Raw genomic sequence first — 14,646 nt, 5'->3', positions numbered from 1 at the left:
GTGAATCGTGCGTCGTCGAAGTCGTCCATGGGCAGAGTCAACCCCACCGGCGCCGAGGCCCCTCGTGGTCGTCCACAACGCACTGGTCGCAGCGGGAGTAGCCTGGCGCAGTGCTCGATGTGATCCGACTCGGTTTCAGTGAACCCCTCCCCGGCGGCGACCGCCATGAGGAGTTCTCCCTGCCTGCGGGCCCTGTGGACTATCGCGCGGCATGGGCGTTGCAGCGGCGGATCCACGGGGAGGTCGTGGCCGGAGACAGACCGGATACCCTCCTGCTGCTGGAGCATGCACCGGTGTACACGGCCGGAAAGCTCACCGAGGATCACGAACGCCCCCGTGACGGGGCCGAGGTGATCGACATCGACCGCGGCGGGAAGATCACCTGGCACGGTCCGCAGCAGCTCGTGGGCTATCCGATCGTCCGCCTCCCGATACCGATCGACGTCGTCGGATTCGTCCGGGACCTCGAACGGACCCTGATCGACGTCTGCACCGAGGTGGGGGTTCGAACCGTCCCGCTCGAAGGCCGCAGCGGGGTCTGGGTGGCGCCCGAGAACGCCCCCGCTCGCAAGGTGTGTGCGATCGGGCTGCGCGTCTCGAAGCGCGTCACGATGCACGGCTTCGCGCTGAACTGCGCGAACGACCTCTCCTGGGCGCACAACGTCATCCCCTGCGGGATCGACGATGCCGGGGTGACGAGCCTCAGCCAGGAGGCCGGTCGCCGTATCGCTGTGGCCGACGTCGTCGACCACGCCGCCGAGGCCCTTTCCGACCTCGTGGCGCACCGCACCTCAGCCCCCGCGGTTTGAGGCGCGCCGGGCGCGCTGCGCTCGATACACTTCCGAGAACACCGAACGTAGGAGGCATGAGGGTGAGCGTTGTTCCCGACGGCCGTCGCATGCTGCGCGTCGAGGCGCGCAACGCCGAGGTCCCCATCGAGCGCAAGCCGGAGTGGATCAAGACCCGCGCCGTGATGGGCCCCGAGTACAGCGCGATGAAGAAGCGCGTGCATGGACAGGGCCTGCACACGGTCTGCGAAGAAGCAGGCTGTCCGAACATCTTCGAGTGCTGGGAGGATCGTGAGGCGACCTTCCTCATCGGCGGTGACACCTGCACACGGCGCTGCGACTTCTGCAACATCGCCACGGGCAAGCCGCTCGCGATCGATCCCATGGAACCGTTCAAGGTCGCCCAGAGCGTCAAGGAGATGGGGCTGCGCTACTCCACCATCACCGGTGTCGCGCGCGATGACCTCCCCGACGGCGCCGCGGGTCTGTTCGCGCAGACCTGCCGCCAGATCCACACGATGAACCCTGGGACCGGGGTCGAGCTGCTGATCGACGACATCAAGGGCAACGGCGAAGCCCTCGAGCAGGTCTTCGATGCCCAGCCGGAGGTGTTCGCGCACAATCTCGAGACCGTTCCGCGGATCTTCAAGCAGATCCGTCCGGCCTTCCGCTACGAGCGGTCGCTCGACGTGATCACCATGGGCAAGGACGCCGGCATGATCACCAAGTCCAACCTCATCCTGGGCATGGGTGAGACCACGGACGAGATCATCGAGTCGATGCAGCGCCTGCACGATGCGGGCTGCGACATCCTCACGATCACCCAGTACCTGCGCCCCTCGAAGCTCCACCACCCCATCGATCGCTGGGTCAAGCCAGAGGAGTTCCTCGAGCTGTCCCACACCGCCGAGGAGATGGGATTCCTCGCGGTCATGGCGGGACCGATGGTGCGCTCCTCGTACCGCGCCGGAAAGCTGTGGGCGCAGTCCATGAGGAAGCTCGGCCGCGAGATCCCCGAGAATCTCCGCCACCTCGACCAGAACCAGCCAGCACGTCAGGAAGCCGCGAGCGTCGTCGCCCGCCGCAATCAGGCCGCCGCGAGCTGACGCCCGCGCGCCCCCGAGAGGACCCATCGAATATGGCCCGCAAGAGCGAGAGCAAGCCCGCCAAGGGCGACAAGAAGTCCGACGGCCCGAAGAAGCCCGGCCGCCTCAAGCAGATGCTCGAGGTGTTCAAGTACACCCAGGAAGTCGACCGCACCACCTTGCCGTGGATGATCGGCGCCGTGGTCATCGCGATCATCCTGGGCGTCCTGCTGAGCTGGCTGGTGCTCAACAGCCCCTGGTACGGCATCTTCCTGGGCATCGCCGTCGGTCTGCTCGCAGCCATGCTGATCCTGGCCCGCAAGGCAGAACGGGCAGCCTTCAGCCGCATCAAGGGCCAGTCGGGTGCACCCCTGGCCGCGATGCAGTCCATCCGTCGGGGCTGGGACGTGGCCGAGGAGCCCGTCCAGGTCGATCCGCGCAGCCAGAAGATGCTGTTCCGCGCCTCCGGCCGCGCTGGGATCGCCGTGGTGGCCGAGGACTCCTCTGCGGTCTCGATGAAGTTGCTGGAGAAGGAGCGTCGCAACATCCGTCGTGTGCTCCAGCACGAGAATGTGCCGATCCACCAGATCGTCGTCGGCGACGGTGAGGGCGAGGTGCCGCTGCACAAGCTGCCCAGTCACATGACCCGGATGAAGCGCGTGCTCACCAAGGACGAGTCGGCTCAGGTGAGCCGTCGGCTGACCGCGCTGCACCGCTCGATCCGGCAGTCCGTGCCCAAGGGCGTGGACCCGATGAAGGCACGCCCCAACCGCAAGGCGATGCGCGGCCGCTGAACCGACAGCACCCTGCACGAAGCCCCCGACCGGTCCACGGACCGTTCGGGGGCTTCGTGCTGCGAGGGGCCGCCTGATCCATGCGCTGCCCGCGTTCCGTTCCCCGGGCCGGGGCGGGCCGAGAGCGGCCGTTATCTTTTCGATACCGTCGTTACCTCATCGTGACATTGACCATCGATGCAGGTCACAGAGAATTTTTGGGGAGCGAGATCCGGGAGCCCGGCGGGCTCGGCGGTACGACGAGCAGACGGCTTCAGGGGCGGCCAGCGGTGCGCTCACGGCCTGCGTGCCGGTCAGACGGTGACGACTGCCGTCCCGGCGACGGTGTCGTGCAGGGGCTGGCCGTCCTTGGTCCAGAAGCACGCCGGAAGGATCAGGAGCATCGCCACCGTGCGGACCAGCGCGCGCACGATCATCGGGGTGCGGCCCCGCACCGGATGCACCCGCACCCGCAGCACGAACTGCCCGGGAGTGCCCCCGAAAAGGCTCAGGAACAGGACGTTCACTGCCACGAAGAGGACGAGGTTCACCATCGCATCGGACTGGAAGGCGAGCGCGGAGATCACCATGCACAGCCCCCAGTCCAGCAGCAGCGAGAGGGGCCGGCGCCAGAAGGGCGCCACCGCACCGGGGCCCGTCCCGGGCAGGCCCAGGGAGGAGCCCTTGACGTAGTCCGGGGCGCTCGGGGCGCCGTCCATCCACGAGCCGAGGTCCTTGCGATCGATCACGGGGGGCACCTTAGTGCGTGCGACTGGGAGGGGCCCTGTGCCCCGTGCCGACGTGCGGCACGGCATAAGCTGGACCCAACGAGTCCCGCTCGGGTCAGCAGTCCCCGGATCGCTGGCCGCCGGCGCTCCGATCGGTGATCGCCCTACGGGGACACTCAGCACAACACGCACCTCACGGTGCGGATGGAGGAGATGTGTTCAACAATCCCAGCGAGGTCGTCAAGTACATCGAAGAGGAGGGTGTCGAGTTCATCGACATCCGTTTCTGCGACCTTCCCGGCATCATGCAGCACTTCAACGTGCCGGCCAGCACCTTCGATGAGGAGGCGATCGCGACCGGGCAGCTGTTCGACGGCTCGTCCATCCGGGGCTTCCAGGCGATCCATGAATCCGACATGAAGCTCGTGCCGGATCTGGAGACCTCCTACCTGGATCCGTTCCGCGAGCGCAAGACCCTCATCATCAACTTCTCGATCGTGGATCCGTTCACGGACGAGCCGTACTCCCGCGATCCCCGTACCGTCGCCTCGCGGGCCGAGGAGTACCTGCGCTCCACCGGCATCGCGGACACCGCGCTGTTCGCGGCGGAGGCCGAGTTCTACATCTTCGACGACGTGCGCTTCAAGACGGGCGTGAACTCCGGCTTCTACAGCATCGACTCCGACGAGGCCGTGTGGAACACCGACCGCGACGAGTCCGAGTACGGCGGCAACCAGGGATACAAGACGCGCCTCAAGGGCGGCTACTTCCCGGTCCCGCCGAACGATCAGATGGCAGATCTGCGCGACGAGATCTGCGCCGTCCTCGAGGAGACCGGGCTCCAGGTCGAGCGCGCCCACCACGAGGTCGGGACCGCGGGACAGCAGGAGATCAACTACCGCTTCAACACGCTGCTGCAGGCTGCGGACGACGTCATGAAGTTCAAGTACGTCGTGAAGAACACCGTGTGGGATGCCGGCAAGACCGCCACCTTCATGCCCAAGCCCCTGTTCGGCGACAACGGCTCGGGCATGCACACCCACCAGTCCCTGTGGAAGGACGGCGAGCCGCTGTTCTACGACGAGCGCGGATACGGTGGCCTCTCGGACATCGCCCGCTGGTACATCGGCGGCATCATCGAGCACTCCCCGTCGCTGACCGCGTTCACCAACCCCACCGTGAATTCCTTCAAGCGTCTGGTGCCCGGCTTCGAGGCACCGGTGAACATGGTCTACTCCGCTCGTAACCGCTCGGCCGCGATCCGCATCCCGGTCACCGGTGCCTCGCCGAAGGCCAAGCGCGTCGAGTTCCGTGCGCCGGACCCGTCGGCGAACCCGTACCTCGCCTTCGCCGCGCAGCTGATGGCCGGCATCGACGGCATCCGCAACCGCATCGAGCCGCCCGAGCCGATCGACAAGGACCTGTACGAGCTTCCTCCCGAGGAGCACAAGCAGATCAAGCAGCTGCCGGAATCCCTCGGGGCCGCACTGGATGCCCTCGAGGCCGATCACGACTACCTCACCGAGGGCGATGTGTTCCCCGAGGACCTCATCGCGACCTGGGTCGAGCTGAAGCGCACCACGGAGATCGATCCGTTCCGCTTCCGACCCCACCCCCACGAGTTCGAGCTCTACTACGACATCTGAGCCCTCGACCGCACGACGGTCCTGAGCTCACTGCCCTCCGGGCCGCGCTCAGCACCGTGAACGGCCGGTCCGACCTTCGCCGCCTGCGGCAGGGTCGGGCCGGCCGTTCCGGGTGATCGGGCCTCCTCGACGGGAGGGCGGTGACGCCGCTGCGGGCGCTCAGCCCGCGGCGAGGTCCCGGCGGCGCAGGCCCCACAGCCCGACGAGCACGAGCAGCACGGCGAGGACGCTCATCCCGGCCAGCGCAGAGACATCCAGATCGGCATCGGGCACGAGCGGCACATGGCGCAGCGGGGAGATGCTCCGCACGACGTCGGGCAGATCCAGCAGATCTCCGAGGAAGGTGTCGATTGCGGCCCAGATCACCAGCAGCCACGCCACTCCTGCCAGGCGCAGGCGCAGCCCGTACAGCGCCACCGTGACGGCGCCGGCCAGCGCGATGGCGGGAAGCGCGGCGAGGGCGGCCAGCGGCATCACGGCCAGCCAGGACGTCTCCCCTGTCGCCTGGAGCAGCCCGATGCCCAGACCGAGCCCGAGGAGGAGCTGGACCACGGTGGTGCTGAGCGCGACCACGAGCACCCAGCGCACGGCCGTGGACGTGCGGGAGCTCCCGGCCATCAGGATCCCGGCGAGACGGCCCTCCTGCTCCTCGGTGCGCAGCCGGAGGATGCCGGCGACGATCAGGCCGAGAGGGCCGATCGCGAGCATCTGCAGCACGTAGGCCGCGAACGACGTCGTGAGATCGTCGAGATCCAGCGGCACCATGTCGCCGACGGCCGGGATCTCCGAGACCATGTCCTGGAGCGAGTTGGCGAGCGAGCCGAAGGCGATCGCGAACAGGAACAGCCCGACGGCCCAGGCCACCATCATCGGCGTGACCAGCCGGACCGCGAGGCCCGCAGGATCGGGCAGACTCCGGGTGGCGGCGGCAGGGCCGTGAGCGGCCGGTCGCAGCCCGGCGCCGACATCGCGCCGCCGCGAGAGTACTGCGGCGAGCCCCAGGAGGACCAGGATCGCTGCGAGGGTCACCGCGAGCGGCCACCAGCGCAGGTCGACGAAGAGACGGGTCTGCTGCGCCCAGGCGAACGGGGAGAACCACGAGAGCCAGGAGCCCTGGGCATCGACCACGTCCCCGATGCCGCGCACCATGAAGGAGACTGCGGCCGCCCCGAGGGCGAGCCCCGAAGCGCTGCCGGCATGTTCGGTGACCTGCGCGGTCAGAGCGGCGACGCCGCCGAAGACCATTCCCGTGAGGGCTGTCGCGAGGCCGACGGCCAGGGAATCGACCAGCGGGCCGCCGGTGACGAGCAGACCCAGCACCACCGAGACGCCGACCCCCGCGTTGGCGAGGGCGACCAGGAGCAGGGCGGCCGTGGGCGGGGCGGAGCGTCCCACCGGCAGGGCGCGGACGAGCTCCAGCCGTCCGGCCTCCTCCTCCGCACGGGTATGACGCACCATCAGAAGGATGCTCATGATCGCGACGGCCACCAGCACGTACAGCAGCAGCTCGTTGGCGACCATCGCCCAGAACGTGTAGTGGTCCAGCGCGAACGCCGGCCCGGTCATCATCACGGCCGACGGGTTCTCCAGCAGCGCGGCGCGTGCGTCCAGGGCCTGCTGGTCCGGGTAGACGCCCTTCATCGCGGCGACGGACGCCGCCACCGAGAGCCCGATGGCGAGGACCCAGATGATGATCTGGCGCCGCGAGATGCGGCCGTACAGCCGCAGCAGGCCGCCCAGCCCGGTCAGCGGGGAGACGGGTGCGACCTCGAGCGCGTGGGTCGGCCCGGAGGAGTGGCGGGTCGTGGTGGTCATGGCGCGGACCCGACCTGTCCGGTCACGGCCGCACCGTCGTCCTCGAGGTCATCTCCGTAGTGGCGCAGGAAGAGGTCCTCGAGGGAGGGCGGCGTGATGGTGAGGCTCCTCGCCTCCAGGGCGGTGAGGACGGGCAGCACGTCATGGACCGAGGCGTCGTCGACATCGAAGCGCACCCGGCTTCCGTCGCGGACCAGGTCGTGCACGCCGACGGTTCCCTCCAGCTGCGACGGATCGCCCTCGAACGTCGCCGCGACGGTGGAGCGCGTGAGGTGGCGCAGCTGCGCCAGGGTTCCGCTCTCCACGTCTCGGCCGGCCCGGATGATGGTGACCGTGTCGCAGAGCTTCTCCACCTCGGCGAGGATGTGGCTGGACAGCAGCACGGTGCGTCCGTCGGCTCGCAAGCGGGCGACCTCCTCCGTGAAGATCGCCTCCATCAGCGGATCCAGGCCGGAGGTGGGTTCGTCCATCACGTACAGGTCCACGTCACGGGAGAGGGCCGCGACCAGGGAGACCTTCTGACGGTTGCCCTTGGAGTAGGTGCGGCAGCGTTTGGTCGGGTCCAGCTCGAAGCGTTCGAGCAGCTCTGCCCGGCGGCGTCGATGGGCCTGCCCGCGCTCGGAGCGGGTGAGCACGTCGATGGCCTCTCCCCCGGTGAGCGTGGGCCAGAGGTTCGTGTCCCCGGGGACGTAGGCGAGTCTGTGATGGATCTGCACCGCCCGGGACCACGGGTCCATCCCGAGCACCTCGGCATGGCCTGACGTCGGGCGGAGGAGTCCGAGCAGGATGCGGATCGCGGTGGACTTGCCGGCACCGTTGGGACCGAGGAACCCCGTCACCTGCCCGGCGGGGACGGTGAGCGAGAAATCGTCCAGCGCGCGGGTGGCGCCAAAGGTCTTCGAGAGGCCGTCGACGACGACGGCAGCGGTGGTGGTCATGTGTTCTCCTCGGTATCGGAGGCGAGATAGGCGTCGAGCATGGAGCGATCGGTCAGCAGCGGGATGCTGTAGAGCTCGAGCAGCGGCGCGACCATCCGCTGGGTGTGCTGCCGCATCCAGGTCGGCAGCTCCGCCAGGTCGAGCGTGTCGCCGCGCCCGGGGAGCTGGAGGAGCAGGGCGCCCAGAGCCATCTCGGTGAGGACCCTGGCGCGTGCTCGCGGATCTCGGCTGGGACTGATGCTCCCTGCCCTCTCCCCCTCGGCCAGATAGTCCTCGGTCGCGTTCGCGAAGTCCTCGACCAGCTGGGCGGCCAGCGGCCCCCCGTCCTGGAGCCGTCGCAGCACGTACCCGGCCAGCGGCGCGTACTCCTCCGCCTGGGCGAGCTGCACCAGCAGCTCTCCGGAGCCGCCGGTGAGCAGCGTGGACTTCTCGCGGCGGGTCACCTCGAGGGCACGCTCATCGCAGAGACGCAGGAGGTTCTCGCGGGATCCGAAGTGGTGGATGATCAGGCCCGCGCTCACGCCGGCGTCCTCCGCGACGCGCCGCAGGGGCGCGGAGAGCCCGTCGACGGCGAACCGCTGCAGCGCGGCGCGCAGGATCCTCTCCTCGCCGGGTGGATTCTCTCGCATGGCGTTCCTCCGGTGTCGTCGGGGGGCGGGTCGTGCTGAACGAGGGGTGACTGAACACGTGTTCACTACGCTATACAAGCGTTCAGTCATTGGCAAGGCCGCGGCGAGGCCTGATGCGGCCGATCCCGGATAGGGTCACGACCATGAGTGATCAGGCCCGCCTGCCGGGACGCCCCGAGGAGCTCGACAGCCACCTCACGGCCACCCCGTTCGCGGCATCCCTGCGCTGGGCGGTCCACGCGCTGGTCTATCTGCTGGTCATGCTGACGGCCGGCCTCGCGCTCGCGCCGCCGGCCTCGGGCCACGGCTGGGTCACCGTCGGGCTGCTGGCGCTGTTCACGGCCGTGTACTCGGTCGGAGCACGGCGGGCCCTGCGCCGGCCCGCCGGAGCCGACGGCTCCTGGCGCACCCTCAGCTATCTCCTGCCCAGCATCGTCATCTGGGCCTTCACGTTCGTGGTGGGACCCGACACCGTCTGGATCGCCTTCGGCCTGGACTTCGCGGTCCTGTACGCGCTGCCCCTGCTCGGCGGGCTGCTGGCGCTCGCACTGGTCACCGCGATCGCCGTGCTCGGATTCACCGCCTGGTCGCAGGTCCCTGCCGTGGGAGAGATCGCCGGCCCGATCATCGGGGCCCTGGTGGCGCTCGCCGTCGTGGTCACCGTGCGCGCCCTGCAGCGGGAGGTCGACAAGCGCACGCGACTGGCCCGCGAGCTCGCCGCCGCGCGCGACACCATCGCCGAGCAGACCCGGGCCGCGACCACCGCGGCCGAGCGGGACCGCATCGCCCGCGAGCTCCATGACACGGTCGCGCAGTCGAACCTGTCGATCCACCTCCTGCTGGACGCGGCAGACGCCGCCCTGGACCGGGACGAGCTCCCCGAGGCCCGTTCCCTGGTGCAGGAGGCTCGCGCGGCCGCCGCCCGGACGGGCGCCCAGACCCGCCGCTTCGTGGACGCCGCTGAACCCGACGTGCCCTCGGGGGCCGGACTGCGCGCCGAGCTGCAGCGCCTGGTGGACGATGCCGCACGGGTGGGTCGGTCCCGCGTGGAGCTGCGCTGCACGGCGGACGACGCCGAGCTCGAGGACCTCCCCCGCAGCACCAGCAGAGCCCTCGTGCGCCTGGTCGAATCGCTGCTCGCCAATGTCACCCAGCATGCCGAGGCGTCACGCACCATGGTGACGCTCGAGGTGGAGGGCGCCCAGGCCCTGCTGGACGTCGTCGACGACGGGCGCGGATTCCGGCCGGAGCAGGTGGCCGGCTTCGGCCTGCGTTCGGCCCGGGCCCGTGCGGCCTCCGTGGGCGGCAGCCTCGTCATCGAATCCGCACCCGCCAGCGGCACCGCGATCCAGGTGGCGCTGCCCTTACCCCAGGAGGACTCCCCATGATCAAGGTGCTGCTGGCCGACGACCATGCGATCGTCCGCCGCGGACTCATCGCCGTGCTCAACGCCGAGGCGGACCTCGAGGTGGTCGGGGACGCCGCCACGCCCCAGGAGGCCGTGCTGCTCGCACGCTCCACCTCCCCCGACGTGGTGCTGCTCGACCTGCAGTTCGGAGTCGGGCAGGAACGGGGCACGGACGTCGTCCCCGCACTGCGGGCGGTGGCATCGCAGCCTTCCGTCCTCGTGCTGACCACGTACGACAACGACCAGGACGTCATCGCGGCGATGGATGCCGGGGCCGCGGGATACCTGCTGAAGGACTCCCCCGCCGAGGAGCTGGCGGCGGCGGTGCGCCGCGCCCACGGCGGTGCGGAGACCGTCGACGCCCGGATCTCGCAGCGCCTGCGTCGACGTGATGAGCGCACTGCTCTGAGCGCCCGGGAGCTCGAGGTGCTCTCGGCCGTGGCCGAGGGCCGCACGAACGCTCAGGTCGCGACGGATCTGTTCCTCTCCCAGGCCACGGTGAAGACCCACCTGGTGCACATCTTCGACAAGCTCGGGGTCACCCGCCGCACCGAGGCGGTCGCGCGTGCCCGGGCCGAGGGGATCCTGCGCCCCGAGTGACAGGGCGGCGCGGGGATCAGCCCAGCGCGTCCATCCCGCCCTTGGCCCGCAGCAGCGACAGCAGCAGGTCCTTGGGTCCGGACGATGCGCCGAGCGCGCATTCCTCGGGCACGAAGCCCCACGCGCTGCGCAGGGAGCGGAAGACCTCGAATTCTGCGTCGCCGGTGCGCAGCGGCACAGCCTGGTAGCCGCCCGCCTCCGGCAGATGGATGATGAACGCCCCGGTGATGTCGGGCATCTCCCGCAGGCTGCCGTCGTCGTCCAGCAGCTGCTCGGCGCGGCAGACCGCGACGCCCTGGAGGGCGTAGTCCCCGCGCACCTTCTTGGAGGTCTTGATGTCGGCGCTGAGCACGGTGTTGCCGATCCGCACGATGGCATCGGTGGTGCCCGCATAGCCGACGGTGTGGTTCACGACCGTCTGCTCGATCTCGAGAAACTCAGGCTGGTAATCCTCGAGGAAGCGGCCGTAGCCGTCCAGGCGGACGTCGGCCCGCGCGATCAGCGCCTGCGGGTCCTTCTCGGCCGCGAAGGCACCCTGAGAGCTGCGCATCTCCTCGGCGATCTCGCCGACCTGCGCCGGGGTGGGTCGGGTGCCGCCGGTGCCCCAGAGCTCGCAGGCGGCATGGACGAGCGTGCCGAAGTCCGCGGCGCTGCGGGTGTATTCGGGAGCGGCAGCGGCGATCCGCTTCTGGGTGCCCCACTTGTCCCGCGAGACCCGGGAGATCTCCGCGGCGGCGCGACCCGGGTTGCGGTCCAGCCAGGAGTACATCTCCAGCGCCCTCTTCGAGGCCATCGTGGCGTACCAGCCCTGCAGGTGGTCCTTCGCGCGCATCCCGGCGACGTTGGTGATGGAGGGGTACAGCAGCGGGCCGTCGGGCTCGAGACGGTACATGCGGCCGCGCGGGGTGTCGGCGCTGAGCTTCGGACTGGTCATGTCTCCTCGGGAGGGCGCGACGGCGCAGAGTAGGGAGCGGGGACGGGCTACACGGTACGTCGTCGCTCGGGCACGGTGCCGCCGCGCCCGGAGGACGCGCCGCAGGGTCCCGCCGGATCACACCGGATCCGGCCGACGGCAGCGTTCATTCCTCGACCCCGAAGATGATCCGCTCGGCGATGCTCCGGGCACGGCGGGTACGACGGAGATAGCGCTCCTCGAGGTCGGAGGCCGTGGAGTCGTCGCCGTCGATCAGCCAGGCGAGAGCGCGCAGGTCGATCCGGTCCGAGGGGAGCACGTCACCCTCGCGGCCCTTCCACAGGAAGGTTCCGCGACGCACCTGCCAGGCCAGCGTCCAGGCGTCGGTGAGCTCCCTCGCCTCGCGGGCGGTGATGATCTCGGCCTCGGCGGCGGCCTCAAGCTGGGCCAGCGTGCGGGTCGTGCGCAGCCCCTCGACCTCGAAGGCGTGCTCGAGGGCGATGACCTGCGCGCTCCACTCCACGTCGGTCATGCCGCCGCGGCCCAGCTTCACCTGCCGCGAGGGATCGGCGTTGCGCGGCAGCCGTTCGGACTCGACCCGGGCCTTCATGCGGGTGATCTCGCGGCGCGCGTTCTCGTCGATCCCGCCGCGGGGGTATCGATGGCGGTCCATCTCCTCGTGCAGAATATCCGCGACGGCCTCGCTGGCCACGACCGGGCGGGCGCGCAGGAGCGCCTGCTTCTCCCAGGTCTGGGCATCTCGTCGGTAGTAGTCGATCCAGGCCTCCAGGCTCCTGGCCAGCGGACCCATCCTGCCCTCGGGCCGCAGATCAGCGCTGACCTTCATGTCGGCGCCCGCTGCGGGCGCGTTGAGGATCCGCTGGGTCTGCGTGGCGACGGCGATCGCGATCTCCCCGGTGGCGGCGCCGGCGCCGCGGTCGATCGCGAGGAACTGCACGTCCGCATCGGAGGAGTACCCCATCTCGCGGGCGCCGAAGCTGCCCATCGCGAGGATCGCCATCTCCAGTCCCAGCGCGCGGGCCGGATCGGAGCGTCGCTCGCGCAGTCGTCTGGCGGTGTCGACGTCCACCTCGTCGACCTCGTCGAGGGTCTCGGCGTCGTCGTCGACCGCATCCCGCTCGAGCGCCACGACGTGGAAGGCGACGAGCAGGCCCGCCTCGAGCACGGCTTCAGCGAGGTCGGTGAGCGCCCCGGCGACCTCACGCGGCGAGGCCACGCCGGTGAGGTGCGCGAGGGCGATCCGCAGCAGCTCCCGGCTGCGGGTGCGGCGCAGGACATCCCGGGCCACGTCCACGGAATCCACCCGCGAAATCACGGCGAGGAACTCCCGGCCCAGCACGTCGCGCGGGAGCGGCCGCAGGTGCTCGTCGCGAGCCAGCCAACGCACGGCCTCGGGGATCTGCTCGAGCTGCTCGCCCACGAAGCGGCTGGCCGAGAGCACGCGGGTGAGGCGCTTCGCGGCGAGACCGGAGTCGCGCAGCAGGCCCAGGTACCAGTGGGCCGAGCCGATGGCGTCGGAGAGCCGACGGAACGAGAGCAGCCCGAGGTCCGGGTCGATCCCGTCGGCGAACCACTCGAGCATCGCCGGGAGCAGCTGACGCTGGATCTTCGCGCGCCGGGAGATGCCCTCGGTGAGCGCGGAGATGTGGGTCAGGGCGCGGGCGCCGTCGCGATAGCCGATCGCGGTGAGGCGGGCGGTCGCGGCCTCGGGGCTCAGCGCGATCTGGCCGTCGCTGAGCTGAGAGGCGGTCACCAGCAGCGGGCGGTAGAAGATCTCCTCATGGAGCTGGCGCACGCGCCGTCGGGTGCGCTGGTAGGTGCGGTGGAACTCGTCGGTGCCCATCCCCATGGTGCGTGCGAGCCGGCGCAGGTCCGTGGCGGCCGTGGGCAGCACCTGAGTACGGCGCAGCCGGTGCAGCTGCAGCCGATGCTCCACACAGCGCAGGAAGCGGTAGGCGGCGTCCATCTCGATGACATGGTCACGGGAGATGTAGCCGTCCTCGCCGAGTCGGGCGAGCGCTTCGAGAGTGGACCTGCTCTGGAGGCGGTGGTTGGCGCGACCGTGCACCATCTGCAGCAGCTGCACCGTGAACTCGACGTCACGCAGCCCGCCGGGCCCGAGTTTGAGGTTGCGGTCGGCCTCGCCTCGCGGGATGTGGGCGACCACCCGTCGGCGCATCGCCCGGGTGTCCTCGACGAAGCTGTCGCGGGTGGAGGCCTGCCACACCCAGGGGCCCACCATCTCCTCGAACCGGGCGCCGAGCTCGAGGTCACCGGCTGCGGCGCGGGTCTTCAGCAGCGCCTGGAACTCCCAGGAGTGCGCCCATTCGGTGTAATACCGCTCGTAGGAGTCCATCGTGCGCACCAGCGGGCCGTCCTTGCCCTCGGGCCGCAGGTTGGCGTCGACCTGCCACAGCGACCCCTCGGAGGTGCGGTCCGAGCAGGCGCGCGCCAGCTCACGGGCGAGGGCGGAGCCGATCACCACGAGCTCCTCCTCGTCGACCTCCTCCCCTGCGACCGCGCTGCTCGGCGCGACGACGTGCATGACGTCCACGTCGGAGATGAAGTTCAGCTCCCGAGCACCGGTCTTGCCCATCGCCAGCACGCACCAGCTGACCTTCTCGTGCCCCTCCACGGCCGCACGGGCGATCGCGGAGGCGGCGTCGAGCGCGGCGTCGGCGAGGTCGCTGATCGCCGCGGAGACCCGCGGCTGCAGCGCGGTGGGATCCGGGGCGACCACATCGGCCGCTGCGATCTGCACGAGCCGCTCGTGATAGGCCACGCGCAGGGCGTCGCGCATCTCCCGAGCGCCGTCGGAGGCGACCGGGGTGTCGGCCGACGGATCGGCGCCGACGGCCTGCAGAAGGTTGCTGCGCACCTCCGTCGCCGGAAGCTCCAGCTGGTCATCGCCCTCGCGCAGGGCCTCGAGCCGATCGGGATGGCGGGCCAGGAAGTCCCCGAGCGCCACTGACGTGCCCAGCAGGCGGATCAGGCGGTCGCCGTGGCTGCCCGCGGTCCCCACCGAGGCGAGGAAGTCGTCCCTCAGCGCGGAGTCCCCGGCCTCCTCGGCAGCCTCCGCCAGACGCAGCAGGCCGAGCACCGCGTCATCGCCGTCGGCCGTCGCCCCCAGGCGTGCCGCCGCTCCCTTGCCGAGCGCTGCGAGCACCGGCTCCGCGAGGAAGCGGTGCACCCGATCGGTGCGGCTGAACCCCAGTCGGGCAAGGGCGCCGGTGGTGGCGGGCGGCTCCGTCGTCATGACCCTGCTCCTGTCTGCTCGCGACCCTGGTCCCGCTCCGACTCCG

The 14,646-nt window shown here is 70.2% G+C and carries 12 protein-coding genes; 6 read left to right on the top strand and 6 right to left on the bottom strand.

Annotated features, from left to right (window positions below; genetic code table 11):
- Positions 1-110 precede the first annotated feature (110 nt).
- The 3 genes from lipB to CIK81_RS00520 all read left to right on the top strand — a co-directional run bounded on the left by lipB (position 111) and on the right by CIK81_RS00520 (position 2,667).
- The gene (gene lipB, locus CIK81_RS00530) at positions 111-809 is read left to right on the top strand and encodes a lipoyl(octanoyl) transferase LipB (RefSeq protein ID WP_096166155.1); all 699 of its coding nucleotides are present in this window, start codon (positions 111-113) and stop codon (positions 807-809) included.
- A 62-nt stretch (positions 810-871) separates the two neighbouring features.
- A complete protein-coding gene (lipA, locus tag CIK81_RS00525) occupies positions 872-1,894 on the top strand; it encodes a lipoyl synthase (protein ID WP_096166154.1) in 1,023 nt (340 codons plus the stop codon).
- A 32-nt stretch (positions 1,895-1,926) separates the two neighbouring features.
- Positions 1,927-2,667 carry a DUF4191 domain-containing protein gene (locus CIK81_RS00520; protein ID WP_096166153.1) on the top strand — a complete coding sequence of 247 codons (741 nt, stop codon included), beginning with the start codon at positions 1,927-1,929 and terminating at the stop codon, positions 2,665-2,667.
- A gap of 293 nt (positions 2,668-2,960) precedes the next feature.
- Here CIK81_RS00520 and CIK81_RS00515 read toward each other — a convergent pair whose 3' ends face one another.
- On the bottom strand, positions 2,961-3,395 hold the full coding sequence (locus tag CIK81_RS00515) for an RDD family protein (protein WP_114355260.1): 435 nt from the start codon (positions 3,393-3,395) through the stop codon (positions 2,961-2,963).
- A gap of 194 nt (positions 3,396-3,589) precedes the next feature.
- Here CIK81_RS00515 and glnA point away from each other — a divergent pair, with 194 nt between their 5' ends.
- Entirely contained in the window at positions 3,590-5,020 is a 1,431-nt protein-coding gene (gene glnA / locus CIK81_RS00510) for a type I glutamate--ammonia ligase (protein WP_096166151.1), read from the top strand.
- 159 nt (positions 5,021-5,179) lie between these two features.
- Here glnA and CIK81_RS00505 read toward each other — a convergent pair whose 3' ends face one another.
- From CIK81_RS00505 to CIK81_RS00495, 3 genes are read right to left on the bottom strand one after another with little or no spacing between them, the layout of a single operon-like run.
- Positions 5,180-6,835 carry an ABC transporter permease gene (locus CIK81_RS00505; RefSeq protein ID WP_114311954.1) on the bottom strand — a complete coding sequence of 552 codons (1,656 nt, stop codon included), beginning with the start codon at positions 6,833-6,835 and terminating at the stop codon, positions 5,180-5,182.
- Positions 6,832-7,773, bottom strand: a complete 942-nt coding sequence (locus CIK81_RS00500) for an ABC transporter ATP-binding protein (RefSeq protein ID WP_096166149.1) — start codon at positions 7,771-7,773, stop codon at positions 6,832-6,834. The genes CIK81_RS00505 and CIK81_RS00500 overlap by 4 nt, the downstream gene beginning before the upstream one ends.
- A complete protein-coding gene (locus tag CIK81_RS00495) occupies positions 7,770-8,402 on the bottom strand; it encodes a TetR/AcrR family transcriptional regulator (RefSeq protein ID WP_096166148.1) in 633 nt (210 codons plus the stop codon). Before CIK81_RS00495 ends, CIK81_RS00500 begins: the two co-directional genes overlap by 4 nt.
- Positions 8,403-8,545: 143 nt before the next feature.
- Here CIK81_RS00495 and CIK81_RS00490 point away from each other — a divergent pair, with 143 nt between their 5' ends.
- Together CIK81_RS00490 and CIK81_RS00485 are read left to right on the top strand one after the other, a co-directional pair.
- A complete protein-coding gene (locus CIK81_RS00490) occupies positions 8,546-9,790 on the top strand; it encodes a sensor histidine kinase (protein ID WP_158541865.1) in 1,245 nt (414 codons plus the stop codon).
- Complete coding sequence (locus CIK81_RS00485; protein ID WP_096166146.1) at positions 9,787-10,410, top strand: response regulator transcription factor; 624 nt, start codon at positions 9,787-9,789, stop codon at positions 10,408-10,410. Before CIK81_RS00490 ends, CIK81_RS00485 begins: the two co-directional genes overlap by 4 nt.
- A gap of 16 nt (positions 10,411-10,426) precedes the next feature.
- On the opposite strand, the gene CIK81_RS00480 is transcribed toward CIK81_RS00485, so the two are convergent.
- Together CIK81_RS00480 and CIK81_RS00475 are read right to left on the bottom strand one after the other, a co-directional pair.
- The gene (locus CIK81_RS00480; RefSeq protein WP_096197676.1) at positions 10,427-11,344 is read right to left on the bottom strand and encodes a PD-(D/E)XK nuclease family protein; all 918 of its coding nucleotides are present in this window, start codon (positions 11,342-11,344) and stop codon (positions 10,427-10,429) included.
- Positions 11,345-11,489: 145 nt separating this feature from the next.
- The gene (locus CIK81_RS00475; protein ID WP_114306268.1) at positions 11,490-14,600 is read right to left on the bottom strand and encodes a bifunctional [glutamine synthetase] adenylyltransferase/[glutamine synthetase]-adenylyl-L-tyrosine phosphorylase; all 3,111 of its coding nucleotides are present in this window, start codon (positions 14,598-14,600) and stop codon (positions 11,490-11,492) included.
- Positions 14,601-14,646 lie beyond the last annotated feature (46 nt).

The sequence above is a fragment of the Brachybacterium sp. JB7 genome (genome assembly GCF_003335205.1).
GTDB classification, from domain to species: domain Bacteria; phylum Actinomycetota; class Actinomycetes; order Actinomycetales; family Dermabacteraceae; genus Brachybacterium; species Brachybacterium alimentarium.
The sequence above is the reverse complement of the archived record's forward strand: the minus strand, read 5'-3'. Positions and strand labels throughout refer to the sequence as shown.